The sequence below is a fragment of the Pseudomonas sp. UMAB-40 genome (genome assembly GCF_900095275.1).
GTDB lineage: Bacteria > Pseudomonadota > Gammaproteobacteria > Pseudomonadales > Pseudomonadaceae > Aquipseudomonas > Aquipseudomonas mandelii_B.
The window spans coordinates 166075-186868 of the sequence record NZ_LT607566.1; the positions used below are offsets into that span (position 1 = coordinate 166075).

At 60.1% G+C, this 20794-nt stretch carries 18 protein-coding genes and 1 pseudogene; 6 read left to right on the plus strand and 13 right to left on the minus strand.

The genetic code is table 11. The features are described 5' to 3' along the window. Nucleotides 1-115: pseudogene (locus K0F88_RS32530) on the minus strand (AraC family transcriptional regulator); the annotation flags it as partial. A 90-nt stretch (nt 116-205) separates the two neighbouring features. On the opposite strand from K0F88_RS32530, the gene inhA reads away from it, so the two are divergent. After that, complete coding sequence (gene inhA, locus K0F88_RS22050; protein ID WP_094468264.1) at nt 206-883, plus strand: isonitrile hydratase; 678 nt, start codon at nt 206-208, stop codon at nt 881-883. Nucleotides 884-1362: 479 nt separating this feature from the next. Here the strand turns inward: inhA and K0F88_RS22055 are convergent, their stop codons facing one another. Further along, entirely contained in the window at nt 1363-2163 is an 801-nt protein-coding gene (locus K0F88_RS22055) for an aminoglycoside phosphotransferase family protein (RefSeq protein ID WP_094468265.1), read from the minus strand. 6 nt (nt 2164-2169) lie between these two features. Next, complete coding sequence (locus tag K0F88_RS22060; protein WP_094468266.1) at nt 2170-2658, minus strand: SRPBCC family protein; 489 nt, start codon at nt 2656-2658, stop codon at nt 2170-2172. Nucleotides 2659-2857: 199 nt separating this feature from the next. Between K0F88_RS22060 and K0F88_RS22065 the strand changes: the two genes are divergently transcribed. After that, the gene (locus K0F88_RS22065) at nt 2858-3778 is read left to right on the plus strand and encodes an ADP-ribosylglycohydrolase family protein (RefSeq protein WP_219096526.1); all 921 of its coding nucleotides are present in this window, start codon (nt 2858-2860) and stop codon (nt 3776-3778) included. A 53-nt stretch (nt 3779-3831) separates the two neighbouring features. Beyond that, nucleotides 3832-4233: a lysozyme inhibitor LprI family protein gene (locus tag K0F88_RS22070; RefSeq protein ID WP_094468267.1), complete on the plus strand. Its 402-nt coding sequence runs from the start codon at nt 3832-3834 to the stop codon at nt 4231-4233. Nucleotides 4234-4368: 135 nt separating this feature from the next. Here K0F88_RS22070 and peaD read toward each other — a convergent pair whose 3' ends face one another. The 4 genes from peaD to peaA all read right to left on the minus strand — a co-directional run bounded on the left by peaD (nt 4369) and on the right by peaA (nt 8930). After that, entirely contained in the window at nt 4369-5487 is a 1119-nt protein-coding gene (gene peaD / locus K0F88_RS22075) for a quinohemoprotein amine dehydrogenase subunit beta (RefSeq protein ID WP_094468268.1), read from the minus strand. Nucleotides 5488-5511: 24 nt separating this feature from the next. Next, nucleotides 5512-5835: a quinohemoprotein amine dehydrogenase subunit gamma gene (qhpC, locus tag K0F88_RS22080; protein WP_008027961.1), complete on the minus strand. Its 324-nt coding sequence runs from the start codon at nt 5833-5835 to the stop codon at nt 5512-5514. 1 nt (nt 5836) lies between these two features. After that, complete coding sequence (peaB, locus tag K0F88_RS22085) at nt 5837-7267, minus strand: quinohemoprotein amine dehydrogenase maturation protein (protein ID WP_094468269.1); 1431 nt, start codon at nt 7265-7267, stop codon at nt 5837-5839. A gap of 82 nt (nt 7268-7349) precedes the next feature. Continuing rightward, entirely contained in the window at nt 7350-8930 is a 1581-nt protein-coding gene (peaA, locus tag K0F88_RS22090) for a quinohemoprotein amine dehydrogenase subunit alpha (protein WP_219096527.1), read from the minus strand. Nucleotides 8931-9275: 345 nt separating this feature from the next. On the opposite strand from peaA, the gene K0F88_RS22095 reads away from it, so the two are divergent. Next, nucleotides 9276-9632: a hypothetical protein gene (locus tag K0F88_RS22095; protein WP_094468271.1), complete on the plus strand. Its 357-nt coding sequence runs from the start codon at nt 9276-9278 to the stop codon at nt 9630-9632. 48 nt (nt 9633-9680) lie between these two features. On the opposite strand, the gene K0F88_RS22100 is transcribed toward K0F88_RS22095, so the two are convergent. Continuing rightward, nucleotides 9681-9935: a DUF1652 domain-containing protein gene (locus K0F88_RS22100; RefSeq protein ID WP_094468272.1), complete on the minus strand. Its 255-nt coding sequence runs from the start codon at nt 9933-9935 to the stop codon at nt 9681-9683. 274 nt (nt 9936-10209) lie between these two features. Here K0F88_RS22100 and K0F88_RS22105 point away from each other — a divergent pair, with 274 nt between their 5' ends. Continuing rightward, nucleotides 10210-11700: an aldehyde dehydrogenase gene (locus tag K0F88_RS22105; protein ID WP_094468273.1), complete on the plus strand. Its 1491-nt coding sequence runs from the start codon at nt 10210-10212 to the stop codon at nt 11698-11700. Nucleotides 11701-11840: 140 nt separating this feature from the next. Here K0F88_RS22105 and K0F88_RS22110 read toward each other — a convergent pair whose 3' ends face one another. From K0F88_RS22110 to mrdA, 5 genes are all read right to left on the minus strand, one after another. Beyond that, complete coding sequence (locus K0F88_RS22110) at nt 11841-13130, minus strand: FAD-dependent monooxygenase (protein ID WP_094468274.1); 1290 nt, start codon at nt 13128-13130, stop codon at nt 11841-11843. Beyond that, entirely contained in the window at nt 13127-13804 is a 678-nt protein-coding gene (locus K0F88_RS22115; RefSeq protein WP_094468275.1) for a S8 family serine peptidase, read from the minus strand. The genes K0F88_RS22110 and K0F88_RS22115 overlap by 4 nt, the downstream gene beginning before the upstream one ends. Beyond that, nucleotides 13794-15512, minus strand: a complete 1719-nt coding sequence (locus K0F88_RS22120) for an ABC transporter ATP-binding protein (protein WP_094468276.1) — start codon at nt 15510-15512, stop codon at nt 13794-13796. The genes K0F88_RS22115 and K0F88_RS22120 overlap by 11 nt, the downstream gene beginning before the upstream one ends. After that, nucleotides 15512-17416, minus strand: a complete 1905-nt coding sequence (locus tag K0F88_RS22125; RefSeq protein WP_094468277.1) for a sigma-54-dependent Fis family transcriptional regulator — start codon at nt 17414-17416, stop codon at nt 15512-15514. The genes K0F88_RS22120 and K0F88_RS22125 overlap by 1 nt, the downstream gene beginning before the upstream one ends. 186 nt (nt 17417-17602) lie before the next feature. Then, nucleotides 17603-19495: a penicillin-binding protein 2 gene (gene mrdA, locus K0F88_RS22130; RefSeq protein ID WP_219096528.1), complete on the minus strand. Its 1893-nt coding sequence runs from the start codon at nt 19493-19495 to the stop codon at nt 17603-17605. 274 nt (nt 19496-19769) lie between these two features. Between mrdA and K0F88_RS22135 the strand changes: the two genes are divergently transcribed. After that, entirely contained in the window at nt 19770-20693 is a 924-nt protein-coding gene (locus tag K0F88_RS22135) for a TIGR03571 family LLM class oxidoreductase (RefSeq protein WP_219096532.1), read from the plus strand. The last annotated feature ends 101 nt before the right edge of the window (nt 20694-20794 follow it).

Here is a 20794-nt window from a genome sequence, read left to right on the forward strand (position 1 = left end):
CCGGCAAGCCTTGTTGACGGGCGATGTCGTTGGCCGAGGCGAACACCTGCAACGGCCCGGTGACGTCGAGCAGTTGCACGTTGGCGAACGCGAGCACATGAATGGTCTTCGGCATGATTGGCGTAATTCGTGGGGTGATTGGCGTATACGCCAGATCCTACGAGCCTAGAGTGAAGCCGTCCACCCACTTCATGAGAAAAACACCATGACGTTGCAGATCGGTTTTCTGTTGTTTCCACAGGTTCAACAACTGGACCTCACCGGCCCTTACGACGTGCTGGCCTCGCTGCCGGACGTGAAGGTGCATCTGATCTGGAAAGACCTGGTGCCGGTTACTTCGAGCACCGGGCTGGTGCTGAAGCCGACCACGACCTTCGATGATTGCCCACCACTCGATGTGATCTGCATTCCCGGGGGCAGCGGTGTCGGACCGTTGATGGAAGATGAGCAGACATTGGCGTTTATCAAGGCCCAAGCGGCGAATGCGCGTTATGTCACGTCGGTGTGCACCGGCGCGCTGGTGCTCGGCGCGGCTGGTCTGCTGAAGGGCAAACGCGCGACCACGCACTGGGCTTATCACGAATTGTTGGCGCCTTTGGGGGCGATACCGGTGAAGGATCGCGTCGTGCGCGACGGCAATCTGTTGACCGGCGGCGGGATTACCGCAGGGATCGATTTTGCCCTGACTCTGGCGGCCGAGTTGTTCGATAAGGACACGGCCGAGCTGGTGCAATTGCAGCTGGAATACGCCCCGGCCCCCCCTTTCCAGGCAGGCAGCCCCGAAACAGCGCCGCCGAGCGTATTGGCAGAAGCGCATCGGCGTGCGGCGCCATCCCTGCAGCAAAGGGCGCAGATCACTGAGCGGGCGGCGGCCAGGCTGTAGCGGTACTTTTCGACAGGCGAAAAAAAACCCGCTTCGGCGGGTTTCTCAAGACCATTTTCGACATCCTGTCGGCAGCCATCCTGGCCAATGGTCGATCATCCCTGATCCTGAGCACTCCCTGTGCTTCAGTTGATGGATCCAGAATAGGCGTATCGGTGAAGCAACAAAAGACGACATACCCGCTAGCCGGTGTAAGCCTTTGACCATAAGATCAAAAATGCTCACTCCCACAAGGACTGTGACCCACTTTTCAGCAGGCGAAAAAAAACCCGCCGAAGCGGGTTTTCCCAAGACCATTTCGACTCCCTGTCGGAAGCGAATCCTTGCTAATGGTCGATCATCCGTGATCCTGGAGCACTTCCTGTGCTTCAGTTGATAAGGCTAGATTACGCTTCGGATCCAATGTGCAACAGACGACATAGCTACCATCGCGTGTAAGACATTCGCTATACCCGCCCTTCCGAAAACCCTTAGACGCCTCAGCCAATCAGCATGAAAGCCGCAAGTTCAGCGGCCTGCAGCTGACCGCGTGCCGCAAGGTCAGCGTTATCCTCGAGAAACCATGCTGCCGACAACCCGGCAAACGCCAACACCCATTGCAGCAGCCGTTGACGCTCCAGCCCCGCTGCCTGGGCCACGACCTCGATCTGTTTTTTGAAGCGCTGCGGATCAGTCGCCGTCGGCAATTCGGGATTGCAGATCAGGTTGGCGTAATCGAACCCGCGTTCGCCGATCACCCGCTTGGGATCGATAGCGAGCCAGCCTCGCGGGCCGAAATCCAGAACATTGTCGTGATGCATATCGCCGTGCAAAACCACCACATCCTGCGGCTCGGCGAGCAACGCTTCGGCAGTTTTCAGACTGAGCACGTAAGTGCCGCCCTGCTGTTCGGCGGCCATGCGCAAGGAAGAGAACCATGACGATAAGGGAATCAGCGGCGGCGGCGATGATGGACGCGCTGCGTGTAAACGAGCCAGCGCCGCACACAGGATCCGGCTGGCCTCGTCATCCTGGCCGTTGAGCGCCATGTGCATCAGTGATCGCTCGCCCTCGGCACGTTCCAGCAGCAACGCATCGCCATGATGAGCGTAAACCCGCGCAGCACCCTCGCCGTCCCACCAGGTCATCAGCAGATTACCGAACTTTTCCTCGGCATCGACAGCGACCTTCAACATGGCCGGCAAATCACCCATCCGTACCGGCAGCAAACGACTGCCGGGCGTGAAGATCGGTTCACCGTCTGGCACCAGGGCCCAGTGTTTCAACCAGGTTTCAAACATGCAGCTTTACTCTTCCTGACGCTCCCGAGCCTTGGCGCCGGTCTTCAGAAATTCTTCGATATTGCTCATCTGCTCATCCCAGCCACGGCTGTCCATGCGGAAAGCCTTGAGCCTGCGCGTCTGCGGGATGTGATCAAAACCGGACTCGGTGACCTTCAGCAACGTGCCTTCATCCATGTCTTCGAGCTCGAACTTGACCAGCGTGGTGGGCTCCTGGGAGTAATCGACTTCAGGCTCCACGGCATACGGATGCCAGCGAAACGAAAACACCCGCTCCGGCTCGACCCGCTCCACCAGCACATTCCACAGCAAGTGCTCATAACCCGGGTAAGTAATCTGCCCTTGCGTCCATTCACCGGCGACAAAGCGCTTGCCCTCCAGCGCCACGCCAAACCACTGCCCGAAGGCTTCGGCATTGGCCAGCACGCGCCACACGTGCGAGCGCGGTACTTTGAGCAGGATTTTCCTTTCGATGCGATCTGATGCTGGGTTCATAAGTCACCTCCTGTACTGAACAGTAGGCCTGTAAGACCACAAGACCAACCTTAAAGTTGTATCAATGGGTAGTTGTTATCAAGCATGTCTGAAATATTCGGCGGCATTTCTGACCACAAGTTCTGGTTTGAGAACGAGAGCCAACGTTCTGGAACTGCTACCGTTTGCAGCGACGACATTGACCAGACAAGGAAGATTCATGCAGTCCTCACTCACGGAACGTTATCGCGGAGCCCTGCTGGGTCTGGCTTGCGGCGATGCAGTTGGCACCAGCGTCGAATTCCGACCTCGTGGCTCGTTCATACCTTTAACCGATATGGTCGGCGGCGGTCCCTTTAACCTGAAGCCAGGGCACTGGACCGATGACACCTCGATGACTCTTTGCCTGGCCGAAAGCTTGTTGGCAAAAAAAGGGTTCGATGCGGCTGACCAGATGGGCCGCTACCTCAATTGGTGGCAATCGGGCTACATGAGCTCAACCGGCGAATGCTTCGATATTGGTATGACCGTGCGTGACGCCCTGACGCGTTTTCAGCAAACCGGCAATCCCTTCGCCGGCTCCAGCGATCCTTACACCGCCGGCAACGGGTCGCTGATGAGGCTGTTACCGGTGGTTCTGTATTACTTCCCGGATCACGACCGAGTCAGGACGTTTTCTGCGAACAGTTCACTGACTACCCATGCCGCGCCGGAAGCCGTTGAATGCTGCCAATTGTTTGCCGAGTTGATCAGCAAGGCGTTGCAGGGTGCGTCCAGATCCAGCCTGCGCAACGTTCCAGAGACGACATTTCTGGAACCCAAGGTCGAAGCCATCGCTCGAGGCGACTATCTCGGCAGATGCAAAAAAGATATCCGTGGCAGTGGTTACTGCGTTGCATCACTGGAAGCGGCTTTATGGTGCTTCCACCATTCCGACAGTTTTGAAGCCTGCATCCTGGAAGCCGCAAACCTGGGCGACGATGCCGATACCACCGCCGCGATCGCAGGCCAGTTGGCCGGCGCTCATTATGGTGTGCGGGGCATTCCCGAAGGCTGGCTGGCAAAGCTACACATGCGTGAAGAGATCGAGGCGCACGCAGATAATCTGCTCGCGGCCTCACGCGCACCTGTCGAAAGCTGACACCGCTTCGCTACACTGCATCTCAATTTTCCATGTCTCGACGAGCCTCCCTCATGAAACCACGCTTCCTCCTGGCCCTGACGCCTTTGCTGCTCACCACCGTTGCCCACGCGGCGGACTGCGACAACGCCACTGACCAGGCCACGATGAATCAGTGCGCGGCACAGCAGAACAAGGCGGCGGACAAGGAGTTGAATGCGCTTTACCAGCAGATCACCCAGCGTTTGAAGAGCAACCCGGACAGCAAAAAGCTGCTGCTCGGGGCACAGCGTTCGTGGATTGCGTTTCGGGATGCCGAGTGCAAGTTCGCGAGTGCCGGGGTGGAAGGCGGGAGTGTGTATCCGCTGATCTACAGCAACTGCGTGACTGAATTGACCAAGGCGCGGGTGGAGACTTTCAAGAATTATTTGAAGTGTCAGGAAGGGGATATGGGTTGCCCGGTGCCTGGGGCGTAGTACTTCGGTGATGCTGAGGGCCTCTTCGCGGGCAAGCCTCGCTCCTACAGGGTCGCGTCGTACCAAATAGTGCGATCACTTCGAACCTGTAGGAGCGAGGCTTGCCCGCGAAGGCGTCAGTTCAGACGCCACAAGTTACCGGACAAATATCTGCGCCGTCGTGATCGCCATATCCCCACCCGGCAACTTGATGCTGCCAATCTGTTTCATGCTCTCCGGATCAAAAATCGCCACGTCATTAAACGTCCCCGCCAAGTAGATCTTGCTACCGTCCTTGTTGAAGGAAATGCAGTAGTAAGAATGATCCAGCGTCGCCGCCTGGAGCATTTTCTTCTCCTTGATGTCGTACTTGGCCAAGCGGTTGAGCACGCCAAACATCAGGTTCGGATCCTTGGGCGAGCGCATGCCACTGAAGTAGATTTCCGTCAGCGGGCCGAAGTCGGTGGTTTCGGTCTTGCCGGTTTTCAGGTCGATGCTGAACAGCCCGTAGAGGTACTCAGCGGTGGCAGGATCCTGCTTCTTGTCCTTGAATTTCGCCGCGGTGTAGAGCAGCGAGAAATCATGGCGATAGGTCTGCTGGTTCCACACGTAAAGAACGTCTGGCGCGCTGTAGTTCGGGCGCTTCCAGTGACGACTGGGGATCAGTACGTCGAACTTGCCGGTCTTCACATCGACCTTGTAGACGTCCGCCCCCGCCACATACAGCGTACCGTCGTCACCGCTCTGCATGATGGTCAACTGCCGTGGCGCCGGGAAGCTGCGCAGGGGTTTGGCGTCCATACCTGCGTCGGTGGCGTACACATCGAGCCGCGGTTGTTGCACTTCATAGCGGTCGTTGAGCATCAACGTCGGATTGGCGATGGCAAACAGCTCCTTGCCGTCGTGGCTGAGGGTGAAGGCGAACATCGACTTGGCTTTCTCCCCCGGTTTCTGGGTGATGCTGGCGTGGAACACCTGCTTACAGCTGTCGAGTTCAACGCCGTAGACATCCGCGTAGTGATTGTTCAACACGTAGGCGGTCTTGCGGTCCGGCGACAATTGCACGGTGCCCGGACCGAAGGCGTCCGGCATCTTGCAGGTCTTGAACAAGGTGTCCGTCGCCAGGTCGAGCACGTGCAGGTTGTTCGGGTAATTGGTGGTCACCATGTACTCGTGACCGGCTTGTAATGCAGTGTTTTCATCGGCCAGAACGTTGATTGAACAGACGCTCAGGACGGCGAACGCGGCCAGGCCGCAGGCTTTGATGCGATGCATGCTGGAATCCTTCTTCATGTCCGATCACTTGTCTTTTGGGAAGACAGTGCCGAGGTTGCGCCAGTTGTCATTGGACGCCTGGGCATCCTTGTTCCAGTCCGGATAGGTGCTCATCATGTCGGGCACCTGGGCCGGCCACCAGCAAGGGTCGGAGCAGCCATACAGGTCGGCTTCCATCGGCTGGCACAACGACGACACCCCGCCAAACGCATCGATTTCCCAACCCGGGTCAGTGGTCGAGGCGCAGCCTGCAACGGAGCTCATCGCCACCACTTCTTCGATACGGTTTTCGGCCGCGGCCTCATCGAGTTTCAACGCTTTGTTATTGATTGCCTTGAGATGTTTCATATCAGTGGGCCTTGCGCGGAGTGATGTAGCTGCTGATAAACGCAGGGTTGTGGGCCATGATCCGGGTGTAGACCTCGATGCCGAAGTCGACCCAGTCACGCATCAGTTCGCAGTAGTGATAGGTCGGGTGGGTCGGGTCGCCGTAACGGGCGTAGCTCTCGTGGTAGCAGCCGCCGGAGCAGAGATTGCGGATCTGGCAGTCTTCGCAACCGGTGTTGGTGCGGTCCAGGCGCTGGGACAGGAAGTCATTCAACTCCACCTGTTTCACACCGCTGTGAACGTTGCCGAAGGTCGGCAGTGATGAACCGGTAAACCGGTGGCAAAGGTTCAGTTCACCCTTGTGATCCACCGCCAGCATCTTCAGGCCCGCGCCGCAAGGCAGGGCTTTTTTGTGGCCTTCATGGATGTCAGTGATCAACTGGTGCAGATTGGAAAAACCGATGTTGCGGTGCTCCAGCGCGGCTTCCAGATAACGACGACCCAGCCTCTTCATGCTGGCAAAGACTTCGATCAGTTCGTCGCTGGACAAGTTGAAGGTGCTGATGTCGCCGGAGGTCACCGGGGCAAAGCCGACTTCGGCGAAACCCAGTTCGTTGAACAGGTGATCCCAGATGGTTTCCACATCGGTGACGCCGGTGGTCAGGGTCACGCGGGCACCGACCGGACGGCTGTTGTAGCGCGACAGCAGCATCTCGGCCTTGCGCCGCACCACGTCATACGTGCCCTGCCCGCCCACGGTGATGCGGTTGCGGTCGTGCACGGTTTTTGGCCCGTCGATACTCACCGAAAGCCCGAAGCGGTGAGCATTGAGGTAGTCCACGGTCTCTTCGGTGAGCAGCGTCGCGTTGGTGGTCATGACGAACTCGACGAACTTGCCCGCCTCGCGGAAGCGCTTCTCGCAATAATCGACCATGTACTCGATCAGCTTGCGATTGCTCAGCGGCTCGCCACCGAAAAACACCACGGTGAAACGCTCTTCATCCGGTGATTCGCGCAGCAGCATTTCCACCGACGCGACGGCCGTTTCGACGTCCATTTTCTTGCCGGCCGACGGCTTGTCGAGGTCTTCCTTGTAGCAGTAGGTGCAGCTCAGATTGCAGCCGGTATTGACGTTGAGCACCACGGTATTGATCGCCGTGCGCTCGACCCGTTTGGTGCCGATGTCCGGGGTCAGCGGCGAGCCGTCGCTGACCAGTTCCAGGGACATCAACTCGCGCAGGGTCTCAGTGATTTCCTCGCCGTTGAAACGCGATGCCAGACGTTCAATCAGGTCCTCCGACGAACAGCCGGGACCGCGCAAGGTATCGATGATGGTGCCCGTCAGCTCATCGCTGGCGAACAGCGAACTGCTGGGGATGTGGAACAGCATGCGGTCGGCATCGACGTGCACTTCGTGCAGGTTCCGTTCGACCAGATTTAAAATAGCGCCCATTGCAACCTCCTGTGCAAACCCCGTTTGACGGGACCTGCGGTCATTCCAAAAAGATGTCCGAAACCGTTAAAGATCAGCTAACTCATGGAATGGGTGGATTGTTCCAGCGTTGCACGGTGACGATCATGTGGCCCTCGCCGGTCAGGGATTTCCCTGCGTCGTCGACGGCGGCGATCACCTTGAGGTTGCCGGCATTGTTCGTGGACATCTTGCGTTGCGGGTTCGGCCCGGCATCGCCGGGTGTGAACACGCCACTGTCGGCCTGCATGGTGCCGGCAAACTTGACGTCTTCGTCTTCCTTGGCGCGATCGTCGAAGGCTTCGACCGACCACTGCGCCGGGAACACACCGATGCGATACGGCTTGCCATCAGCGCCCTTGCCCCAGGCTTCGGCATCGAAACGGCCCTGGACTTTCGGCGTCGAACCACCGCCCTCGCCGATCCGCGCCACCGAGAACTCGGGCACGACTTTAACTTCGTTGATCTTGCTGTAGACCGACAGGGTCGGGCCTTTCAGCGTACCGACGGTGACGTTGCGCAGACCCGGCTGGGCGTTGGCGGCGGCCTTGAGTTTGACCTTGATGCGATCAGGGCTTTGCTCGACGACTTCAACCACGTCCACGCCTTTGCCAAAGCTCGGTTTACCGGTCAGACCGCTGCCGATCAGGGTCACTTCAGTTTCGGTACCGGCCTTCAGATACCCCGGCTGCACCGCCAGCAAACGACTGCTGCCCTGTTTGGCGGCAACGAAGTCCAGACCGCGCTCATCGTGCTCGGACTCGAACATCCGGCCCTGCATCACATTGCCCTGGGCAGCGAACACCTGACGCATGGTCACGCCGTCGATGCTCACGTTGCCGCGCCATTCGTAACCGGTGTAGAGAATCGCGCTGCCTTCGCCGTTGAACGGGCTGCCATCGGCGTATTGGCCTTTGACGCTGACCTTGAACAAGTCGCTGCCATCGGCCGTAACGCTCATCACGCCGGCCAGTTCACCTTTGCCCGGCAAGTGGCCGCTGAAGCTCCAGTCACCCACCAGCGCTTCGGCTTTGGGAGCCGCACTCAGCCATTTTTTCCAGGCCGGGTTGTCCAGCGGATAACGCTTGGTCAACAGCGGCACCATGTCTTTTCGAGCCAGGTCGAACCAGTCGCGGTCACGAGACAGCGCCTGGTATTCCAGAGACGGCCATTGGCCGAGGTGGAAGTTGACCAGGCGTTCCCATTCCTGAGCCGGACGCCGTTGCAGGGCGACTCGCGCACCGGAGTGGCAGCGGCCGCACATCTGGCTGGTCTGATCGTCGAATTTCTCGACGGTATTGAGTCGACGTTCCAGCGCATAACGCACGCCGTCGGTTTCGCTTGGGGCCAGGCCTTGGGTGTCGGCCAGGTATTTGACCAAGGTGCGGCGGTCGTCATCGCTGATCTGCAAACCATGCATGGTCTGCATCCGGGCGATGCTCATCAGCCAGCCTTCCGGGGTTTTGCGCTGGTGGCTGATGCGGCTCAGGGCATTGTCGGCTTCGGGGGTGTGACAGCCCTGACAGGTTTCCTTGAGGATGGTCTGGGCGTCGCGGGCTGCCAGGCTGTCGGGCGAATGCAGCGCCACACAAGCGGCCACGGCCAGCAGACTGGCGCTCAGGCCTGATCGGAGTCTTCTCTTCATCAACGTCGAACCTCGCACGGTGCTTTCTTATTTTTGTGGCTTATCGTTTTTATGGTTTCTGCCGTCGGCGGCGCACCGCAGACGGAGGCAAGAGAAACGTCTGCGATGAGCAATACACGGAGCGTGCCAGCTTGCCGATAGCCTTTTTTATCAAGCAGTTACACGAAGACAAGGCCCGCGAATCGCGCCTGGGCGGGTTCGCCTGCGTCTAATATCGCGACAGGTGTTGCAACCTGAGACAAGCATAGATGCCCCGGCCGGAACAGTTCATCGCCCGACGATTGACGGACGTTGCAGGCGGGCGCGAAATGGTGGTTCACCGATTGCCAGTCCGAGGAAGACAAAATGGCAAGCATCACTGTCCTGGCGGGGGACTTTCTGCAGGGTGATGGAGAGTACAGAGACGGCGTTTTTACCCTTAGAACGTCGCTTCACCCGTGGCCCGGCATCACCCTCCCGCTCTCAGCGTTCAAGCGCGTGGAAGTTGCTAACCAGGAGTCGATCAACAACATCAAGGACGCCATCGGCTTCGGCGTGGCGGGCGCGATGTTCCTCGGCCCTATCGGCGCGATTGCCGGGTTCATGCTGGCCGGAAAAGAAACCGAAGTGACCTTCCTGGCGACGCTCAAAGATGACAAAAAGTTGTTGGCCGCCGTAGATGGCGACACGTTTGAAGAGATTTCGCGGAAAATACCCTCCTGAATAGTCAGCGCGAGCCGCACCACCCGAGTGGTGCGGCGTGTCGCCCTTTCAGCTGAAGAACGTCGTCTGGGTACCTTTGTGAGCTTCGATTTCCTGACGCATATCCGCCACCAGCGAGGCGATTGCGTGGGGACTGTCCAGTGCCCATAGCGGTACATGGGTCGCCACCAAATCTACTTTGCCCGTCATGCAATCACAGACCCGGATCGTCAGCGACTGATCCGCCTCCATGCTGCACGTGCACACGGCGGGCAGCATGCTGTGCTCAATGATGCTTTGAATTTCCAGGGTTGAAAGGAACATCGTTACCTCCCTCACGCCAGATGTATTACGGGATGAACGGTCCGTTACGTCACCCACCGAGCCCAAAAATTCTAGTCCTGATTAATGAGAGCCTCAAGGCCGCAACAGGGTCGCTCGTCGTCTCATGTTTGTCGCAATTTGCAACAGCCTCACAACAACCGCGACTCCCGCCAGTAATGCAAAACCCCGCCAGCCAAGGGCGATCCTGCCTTTGCAGGGACTTGGCACAGCCATTGCGAAAGGCCTGTTCTCACGAACAACAAGAGGTCTCGCCATGCCCCTCCCTTATCTGCTTCCCGCCACCTCGGACTTCATCCAGCGCGCCCCGCGCATGCTGATCGGCGGCGACTGGGTCGAGTCCGCCGACGGCCAGACCATGCCCCTGCACAACCCGGCCACCGGCGAAGTGCTGTGCGTGGTGCCACGGGCCACGCCCGAGGACGTCGACCGCGCCGTGCTGGCCGCTCGTCAGGCCTTCGATGACTCGGCCTGGACCCGCACCCGCCCACGGGAGCGGCAGAACCTGTTGTGGAAACTCGCCGACCTGATGGAACGCGACGCCGAACTGCTGGCGCAACTGGAATGCCTGAACAACGGCAAAAGCGCGGCGGTGGCCCAAGTGATGGACGTGCAGCTATCCATCGATTTTCTGCGCTACATGGCCGGTTGGGCGACCAAGATCGAAGGCTCCAGCGTTGAAGTGTCGTTGCCGCTGATGCCCAATGATCAGTTCCACAGCTTCATCCGCCGCGAAGCGGTGGGCGTGGTCGGCGCCATCGTCGCCTGGAACTTCCCGCTGCTGCTGGCCTGCTGGAAACTCGGACCGTCCCTGGCCACCGGTTGCACCGTGGTGCTCAAACCCGCCGACGAAACCCCGCTGACCGCGCTGAAACTGGCCGAACTGGTGTTGGAAGCCGGGTACCCCGAGGGCGTGTTCAACGTGGTCACCGGCACCGGCATCACCGCCGGCTCGGCGCTGACCCACAACCCCTTGGTGGACAAGCTGACCTTCACCGGCTCCACCGCCGTGGGCAAGCAGATCGGCAAGATCGCCATGGAGTCCATGACGCGTGTCACGCTTGAACTGGGCGGCAAATCACCGACCATCGTCTTGGCCGATGCCGACCTGAAAACCGCCGCAGCCGGGGCCGCCAGCGCGATTTTCTTCAATCAGGGCCAGGTGTGCTGCGCAGGGTCGCGGCTGTATGTGCAGCGCAAGCATTTCGACAATGTGGTGGCGGACATCGCCGACATCGCCAACGCCATGAAGCTCGGCAACGGGCTGGACCCGAGTGTCGAGATGGGGCCGCTGATCTCGGCACGGCAGCAGGAACGGGTGTACGGCTACATCGAGAAGGGCCGGGAAAGTGGCGCGACCATCGCCTGCGGTGGTGAGCAATTCGGGCCGGGGTTCTTCGTCAAGCCGACGGTGATTGTCGATGTCGATCAGAAGCACTCGCTGGTGCAGGAAGAGATCTTCGGCCCGGTACTGGTGGCGATTCCGTTCGATGATGAAGCGGATGCGTTGCGCATGGCCAATGACAGTCCTTATGGGCTGGGCGCGAGTATCTGGTCGAACGACCTGGCGGCGGTGCACCGGATGATCCCGCGGATCAAGTCGGGGTCGGTGTGGGTCAATTGCCACAGTGCGCTAGACCCGGCGCTGCCGTTTGGCGGGTACAAAATGTCCGGGGTTGGGCGGGAGATGGGCTATGCGGCGATTGAGCATTACACCGAGTTGAAGTCGGTGTTGATCAAGCTCTGATCGGCGGCGCCCACACGGGCGCCATCGCGAGCAAGCTCGCTTCCACAGGGTTGTGTGTTGAAACTGCGATCTCTGGCATCACAAAAATCACTGTGGGAGCGAGCTTGCTCGCGATAGGGCCAGCCCAGACAACCAAAATCTCAGGGTTTGAAACCCTGTGCGAGCAACCAACCCCGAACCACCCGCCCCTGCTCCACCGTCAACCCGGCCAACGCCTGCTTGGCCGGTTCGGTCCGCAACCGCCGCACCAACGGCGCCAGTTCAACCCCTTGCACATGCCAGATCCCCAACGGCTGATCTGCCGTGATCACCACTTCGGCCTCATCGACAAAACCCTCGCGCAGCACCGGCGCTCGCTCGATTCTCAATGAGGAAAAATCTGCCTCGGCATGGGCCACTTCTGCATCTGGCCAGCACCGTCGTGCCTGCCAGAACGGCTGTTCCAGCCACCGCTGTTCATCGGCATAAAAATCCCGGCCGATCCGCGCAAAGCGCAAAAACAACTGCTCCACTCGCTGATGATGAAAGCGCTGGGCCAGTGCCGCGCGCTCCGGTTTGCGCAGCAAGGTGTTGATCACCGTGGGCGCCTGTAACGCTGAAGACAAGGACTGGAAGATGCCATTGCCCGATAGCGGATCCACCGCCATCGCGGCATCGCCGACCCGGATCCAGCGCTCACCACACACCTGCGGACTCAAAATCGCCGTGCTGCTGCGCGCATGCAGCTGAAGATCGATTTCAGCATCGACACCGAAAAACTCGCGCGCCAACGCCGAGCCCTGACGCCGTGCGCGGCAGTAATCCAGCAACGTCGCCTTGCCCGGCAATTGCGCGCTGGCCACGTCCACCGTCCACTGCCAATAACACTGACCGTCGGCCCGCCGCGCCATCCAGGCCCAGCCGTCCTCAAGGCTTTCCACCGCACTGGCGGTGCTGCCCGGCGTGCCTTGCCAGCGATTGAGCAGGCTGACCGTCTCCGGCCCGCGCCGGCCTTTGCCCAGTGCCGGCGCCTGACGCCCACGGGCTTCCACCAGAAAATCCGCAAGCAGCGCCTCGCGCCCTTCAATCTCGACCCGATGCCCCACCGCCGAGGCCTGAACGCTCAGCACCCGCCCTTCGATCAGCTCGACCCCCGCCAGACGCAGGTCTTCGCGCAAGCCTCGGTCGAAACTCGGGCGATCCAACAGAAATTCGATGTTTTGCGCATGTTGCTGACCGTTCCAAGACACCTGCCGCTGGGAAGGCAACGCCGCATCCGCCAGCGCCTGATGCAGGCCCGCGCCGCGCAAGGCTTCCAGCACCCGAAGCGAAACGCCTTCCAGTGCCGCAAACCGGCGCCACTCGCTGACCAGGGTCACCGCATAACCGAGCCGCCGCAAACCCAGTGCGACCGCCGCCCCGGCGGGACCGGCACCAAGAATCAGAATCATGCGCCGAAGCGCCGTTCAGGGCCGCGGTACCGGGCGTTCTCGCGCAGCCATTCGATGACGTGTTCGTTACTCGCGTCGGGATGGGCAACCAGGAAACCCGCAATGTGCCCGCTCAACGCCGCGCACCCAAGGCTCGCACCGGACTGTCCCGGATAGGTCCCATGCACGCATGCCGCGAAATCGGCCTGGGCACTATTGAGCCACGACCATTCATGCTCGGCGCAACGCGCATCGCCGGTGACGCGTAACACTTGGGGATAATTCGCTGGAAACACGCCTTCGCCCTGCGCCGGGCTGGAGGCACACAACAAAATGCCCCGCGCCACCGCCGCTGCGCAGGCTTCTCGCAACAGGCTGCGATCCTGGCGTAATCCAAGGCTCAAATTGATCAGCCGAACGTCCTGCGCCACCAGCCAGTCAATCGCGGTGGCGATCTGCAAGGCGCTGGTGACGCCACGCTGGTCAAACACCTGCCCCACGCAAAACACCGCCGCCGGCGCCCGTCGTCCGACGGCCTCGATCACCGCGCTGCCGTGGCCGAGCGGGTCGTCGCGCAAGTCACTTTCAGCCAGACCATCCTCCAGCAGCGAAAAACGCCGTCCGGCAATCACCTGCACCCGTTGCGCCGCCGAATGTCCGCTATCGACTACGCCAATCCTTAGCTCAGGCTTCATGCAGCACCGTTTTTGAAGTGAGCACGCCGTCGAGCAATTCGAAGCGCAAATCGGCATCGGCCAGCGTGGAAGGACGATGGCTGATCAGGATCCGAGTGCGCCCGGCAAACAGTCGGTCGATGGCCTCGATGACTTCGCGCTCGGTGGCTTCATCCACCGCCGAGGTCGCTTCGTCCAGCACCAGAATCAGCGGATCCTGCAACAACGCCCGGGCGATGGCGATGCGTTGTTTCTGCCCGCCGGACAGCTGCTGGCCGCGTTCGCCCAACGGACTGTCGAGACCTTCGGGCAACGATTCGATCAGGCTGTCGAGTTGCGCCAGCCGGGCGACTTCTGCAATCGCTTCGCGGCTGGCGTCCGGCACCGCATAAGCGAGGTTGTCGGCCAGGCTGCCGCGAAACAGCACGATGTCCTGACTGACCACGGCAATCCGCCGACGCAGCTGGAACAGGTCCAGCTCTCGCAGGTCGACCTCCCCCAACAACACTCGGCCGGATTGTGGGTCGTGGTGGCGTTGCAGCAGATCGATGAGCGTTGATTTACCGACGCCGGAGCCGCCGCTCAGGGCGACTTTCAAGCCATAGGGAATTCGCGCTTCGATGCCGCGCAAGGTCGTCGGGCGACCGGGATGGCTGAAGTGCACGTCGTCGAAACGCAACTCGCCAGAAGTAGGCATCGGCTTGGGTTCAACCGGTGTCAGCACCGTCGGTTCTTCACCGCGCAATTCCATGACCCGGCCGAGGCTGACGGTCATTCGTTGAATCGCCACGTAAAGTCCGAGCAGGCTCTGAACCGGCCCGACCGCCATCCCCAGGTACGTGGAAAACGCGATCAGCGCGCCCAGTTGCCAGGTCCCCTGCACCACCCAATAACCGCCAATCAAAAACGCACAGGCCCGGGACAATGACGTCAGCGTGCCGGGCACCGCCTGGGTGAAAAACTCGGTGACTTGCAGGCGCAGCAACTGGCTCATGTAGCCTTGACCGAGCGACTCCAGCCGCCGCGATTCGCGCTGTTGCTGGCCGGCAGACTGGATGAATTTCATCACCGGCAAGGTTTCGACCATGAACGAGGACATGTCCGCCGAACGCTCGCGCAACTGCCGCACATCGCGCTCGACCTTGCGCCGCATCCAGCGCAGCCAGAGCACATCGAGGGGAATCAGCACCAAAGCCAGCAGCGAGAGTTTCCATGACAGGGTCAGCAGCATCGCTACCGCAACCACCAGGCCAACCACGCTCGATACCGCCGAGAACAGCGAATCCACAGCGAAGCGCTGGATCTCCGCAACGTCGCCATCCAGGCGCGACATCAGATCACCGATGCGCCGCTGCCCATAGAAGCTCGGCGATAACTTCTGCAAATGCCGATAGAGGTCGTCGCGCAGCGAGAACAGAATCCGCCCGGACAGTCGCGTGTGCAGGTAGCGATTGATCCCCGACAGCGCCGTGCCGAGCAGCCCGGCGAGAATCATCAACCCGGCAATCACCACCAGCATCGGAAAGTTTTTCGCCAGCAAGCCATCGTCGATCAGCAGCTTGGTCAGCCACGGCTGCACCAGCACCAGCGACGAGGCGCAGACCGACAAACCGAGCAGCCCGGCAATCGCCAATCGATGCGGGCGCACAAAACTGTAGAGCCAACGCAACGCCGCTTGCAGGGCTTCGGGGTTCTGGCTGTCGATCAGCCGAACGATCAAGCGCTGCATCACGAACGCAACTGTTTGAGCTTGCGATACAGGGTCGCGCGGCTGATGCCCAAGGCGTCGGCGGCGGCCGAGACGTTGCCCTGATGGCTGTCCAGGGCCTGGCGGATAAGCTCCAGTTCGTTTTCGCGAATGCTGCCCGACGCCGGGCGTTCAGTGGCGGTGAGTTCGTCGAGCATGCTGTCGGGCAGGTGGTCAAGGGTGAGCACCGTGTCCCCGGGTTCGCGCATGGCCAGCGCGGTGCGCAGGACCATTTCCAGTTGGCGGATGTTGCCCGGCCAATGGTAGCCGTCGAGCAAGCGGCCCAGATCGTCATGCAGGACCATCGCCGGGGCATCAAGCTTGGCCAGCAGACGAGCAACCAAACCGCTGAAATCCTCGCGCTCGCGAAGGGCCGGGAGCATCACGCTGATGCCGTTGACCCGGTAGAACAGGTCTTCACGGAAGTGCTTTTCTTCGACCAGGCGCTTGAGGTCGCGGTGGGTGGCGCAGATCAGAGCGACGTCGATGTCTTGTTCCTCGCCCGCACCCAGCGGCGCCACTTTACGGTCCTGCAATACCCGCAGGAGACGGGCCTGCAAGGCCAGCGGCATGTCACCGATTTCGTCGAGGAACAAGGTGCCGCCGTGGGCCTGTTGCAGTCGTCCGATCATGCCGCCACGACGGGAGCCGGTGAAGGCGCCTTCGCGGTAGCCGAACAGTTCCGACTCGATCAGGCCTTCAGGGATGGCCGCGCAGTTCACCGCAACGAAAGGTTTGTCACAGCGGGTTCCGGCCATGTGCAGCGCGCGGGCGATGACTTCTTTACCGGTGCCGGTTTCACCGAGCAGCAACACCGGCAATTCATTGGCCAGCCCTTGGCGGGCCATGCGCAAGGCCCGGGCATAACGCACGTTACTGCCGGCCAGGGATTCGAGATCCGGTTGTGGCTTGGCGGCTTTCGCGGGGCTGCGCGGCGGTGTGCTGACGTTGATGGAACGTTGCGGCGCCCGCAGGGTTTGGTAGAAGAATTCGCCTTTGGCGGTCTGCAAACTGCCGACGCCACCTTGATGCAGACGGGACAGCAATTGCAGGCCATCGACACCGAGAAACTCTTCGCAACGCCGACCGACCAGGGCCGAACGCTCGGCACGCAGCAACTGACAGGCTTGCGCGCTGACCGCGAGGATCTGTCCGCCGAGACTCACCGCGAGCAGGCCCTGCCAAGGGGATTCAAGGTATTGCCGACGGCTGTGGAACGCGAGGACGATTTCGTCCGGGTAACTGGCGTTGAACACGCGGCTTTCGATCTGGCTGACAGCCATGGCCAGCAACGCGGTGCTGTCATGCACGCGGCCGAGCGGGCCTTCGCGGGTCAGGTCAAGGACGCCGAGGATGTCGCCTTGAGGGCAATGGATCGGCACCGATGTGCAGGAGAAATCGCTGAGACGGTCGAGGTAATGTTCACCGCAATCGATCATCGTTGGCCGGGCCTCCACCAGTGCGGTGCCCAATGCGTTGGTGCCGCGAGCGGCTTCACTCCAGCAGGCGCCCAGGGTGATGTCTTGCAGGCCGCTGCCCTTGAGGCGATCGGCACGACCTTCGACGGCCAGGATGGTGGCGTCGGAGTTGGCGAGGATGATCAGGCCTTCCTTGCCTTGGCGTTCAGCCAGGTAGTCTATGGCCGGTAATGCGGCGTCGATCAGCAGGCGATTGCTTGCCAACAGCACGTCGAGGCTGGCGCTCGATTCCAGCGCCAGTTCGTGCTTGGCGTTAAAATGCACGCCATGGCTGAGGCTGCGCCGCCACGACGCATCGATTTCGGCCCGCAACACGCCATCGGGGACTTCGCCCTCCAGATGGAGTTTTTCCCGTGCCAGCCGGGCTTCGCGGTGCAGCTTGGGAGAAGTTGTTTTTATTAGCGTCATCAAGCGCTCCGGATCGGTCCGCTTTGCGCCTTTTCAAGTTCAGCGCCCTGCCGCAATCTTTACGTTAACGTCAGGGCGATGGCAAGTGCCTTATGGCGCTTGTGTTTCTTCAAGTGGACTGAGTTATTGTTCTTCGCGGGCTTGCTCGCGAAGGCGATTTACCAGACACCATCAATCCTTGATTGCTTAAACGTGTGGATCGCCCGGTGCCTTGCTCGGCGTCGCGTATTGCGGCTTAAGGTGGCCGTCCTGATCAAGTAGCCAGGCATCCATGATTTGCCGCACCACTGGGCCTGCAACGCGACCACCGGCCTCACCGTTTTCGATCATCACCGAGATGACTATCTTCGGGTGCTCGGCCGGGGCGAAACCGACGAACAAGGCATTGTCGCGGTTGCGTTCCAGGGTTTTCGCCCGGTTGTAGCGCTCACCTTGCTTGATCGCGACGACTTGCGCGGTACCACTCTTGCCGGCGATGCGGTATTGAGCGCCCTGCGCGGCCGCTCGGGCAATCCCGCGAGCGTCGTGCATCACCATCTGCATGCCATGGTTGACCTGCTCCCAGTCACGCGGATCCTTGAGCAGGATGTTCGGCATAGGGTGCTCGTCCACCGGCGCTACGCCATCCACAGTCTTGGCCAAGTGCGGTCGGTTCCACACACCTTTGTTGGCGATCAGCGCGGTGGCCTGAGCCAGCTGCAGCGGCGTGACCTGCATGTAACCCTGGCCGATGCCAAGGATCACGGTTTCGCCCGGAAACCAGGCCTGACGGCGCGTGGCGCGCTTCCACGTTTGCGATGGCATCAGGCCGGCAGACTCTTCGAACATGTCCAGCGAGACTTTCTCGCCGAGCCCGAACATGGCCATGTAGTCGTGCAGGCGATCGATGCCCAGCTTGTGGGCCAGATCATAGAAGTAGGTGTCGTTGGAACGCATGATCGCCGCGTCCATGTCGACCCAACCGTCGCCGCTGTGGTTCCAGTTACGGTATTTGTGATCAAAGTCCGGGAGCTGGTAATAACCAGGGTCGAAGACGCGGGTCTGAGGGGTGACGACGCCGGCATCGAGGCCAGCAATGGCCACCTCGGGTTTGATGGTCGAACCCGGCGCGTAGAGGCCGCGCAGAACGCGGTTGAACAGCGGCCGATCGATGGAGTCGTGCAGCGCCGCGTATTCCTTGAAGCTGATGCCGGTGACGAACAGGTTCGGGTCGAAACTGGGCTTGCTGACCATGGCCAGCACTTCACCGGTCGACGGATCAAGCGCCACCACCGAACCACGACGATCGCCCAAGGCTTCCTCGGCCGCTTCCTGGAGTTTGACATCCAGGCTCAGGACAATGTTTTTGCCGGGGATCGGATCGGTGTGCTTGAGCACTCGCAGTACGCGGCCTTGGGCATTGGTTTCGACTTCTTCGTAGCCCACCTGGCCGTGCAACTGCGACTCGTAGAATTTTTCAATGCCGGTCTTGCCAATGGATTGAGTGCCGCGGTACTCCACCGTATCGAGGGCCTTGGATTCTTTTTCATTGATACGGCCGACATAGCCGATCGAATGCGCGAAGTGTGCACCCAACGGGTAATGGCGGACGAACTGCGGCTCGACATCGATCCCCGGCAGACGGAACTCGTTGACCGCGAGAACCGCGATTTGCTGTTCACTGAGCTCGTAGAACAGGGTGACCGGCACGAACGGGTGGCGCGCCTGTTTCATGGCCTTGTCGAACAGTGTCCGGTCTTCGGCTGGCAAGTGCAGGAGGTTGACCACCTCATCGAGCTCCTCTTTGACATCGGAGGCGCGTTCGCGGGTGATGGTGAGGTTGAAGCTGGGACGGTTGTCAGCCAGAACCACGCCGTTTCGGTCGTAGATCAGTCCGCGTGTCGGGGTGATCGGCAGGACATGGACGCGGTTGTTTTCGGAGATTGTCGAGTGATAGTCGTACTCAACCACTTGCAGGACATACATGCGCACCACAAGTGCGCAGGAAATGGCGGCGACGAACAAGGCGCAGGCGATCAGCCGCTTGTTGACCAGGCGCGTCTCTTTTTCGTGGTCCTTGATGGGTATCGGTTGGGGCATTTCTGCAGCAGCTCTTTGACTAAAAAGGGAGCACCGATCCGTAGGCTTTTCATCAGTCCGTTAAAAAACGAGCTGCACCATACCAAAAACGGCGCGGTCACTTTAGCGCGATTTTCTAGAAGGGTTGTCCTTGAGGGCCAAAACGACAGTCGGTTTTTTCTTTGACTCGTGCGTTTTGTTCAAGATTGATATTCCGATTCATGCATTTTTCTTGTAGGTGGGCCTGTAGATACTGGGTGCATGTCATTCCATTTTGTTGTCTGGGAGTCTTTTCATGCATCCACGATTTCAACGATTACTCGGTTCGAATGGATTTTCCATCGGACTGGAACTGCCGCTGGATAACGATTGGTCCAGTGATGGACAACGGCTGCGGATTGCTCAGAATCGGCCTTTTGGTGTCCCCGATTTGAAGCAGCATGCGGCGATGGCGCGCCTGGCTGATACCGCCGGTTTTCGCGCACTTTGGGTGCGTGATGTGCCGGTTTATGACCCCAGCTTTGGCGATGCCGCACAGGTCTTTGAGGCCTTTTCTTACCTTGGGTATTTGGCCGGGATTACTGAGAACATCATGCTCGGTACGGCGGCGGTTGTGCTGCCATTGCGTCAACCTTGGCTAACGCTCAAGGCCGCCAACAGTGTCGATGAACTGAGTGACGGGCGTCTGCTCCTTGGGGTGGCCAGTGGTGACCGGCCGATGGAGTATCCGTTGTTTGGGTTGGATTACGATCAGCGCGGGGAGATCTTTCGCGATACGGTTGAGTTGATCCGCAGCCAGGGTGAAGGTCGTTTGCCTGAAGGCGCTCGCCTGTTGCCGGAGCGAGATCAGCCTATTCCACTGCTGGTTGCAGGTCTTGGTCAACAATCACCGGCCTGGATTGGTGAGCACATGGATGGTTGGCTCGCCTATCCTGGTACGCCGGATGAGCATCGACGTCGAGTGGGGCTGTGGCGGGAAGTTGGAGGCGATAAGCCCTATATCAGCTTCGTTCACCTGAACCTGTCTGCCAACCCACATGCGCCGATGCAACGTGTGCGTTTCGGGGGCAGTTGCGGACGGTTGGTGTTGATTGATGAGCTTCAGGCACTGCGTGATGCGGGTGTTCAGCATGTTGGTTTGCATCTGCGCCGTAGCGAGCGGCCGGTTGCTGAAGTGATTGAAGAGATCGCTGAATACGTTCTGCCGAAGTTTCACTAACCATGCTGTTACTAACAGGGATAGCCGCCGGGCTATCCTTTTTGTAGCGCTACTTTCCTGCGGACAAAACAAAACCCCTACCTGCATACGCAGATAGGGGT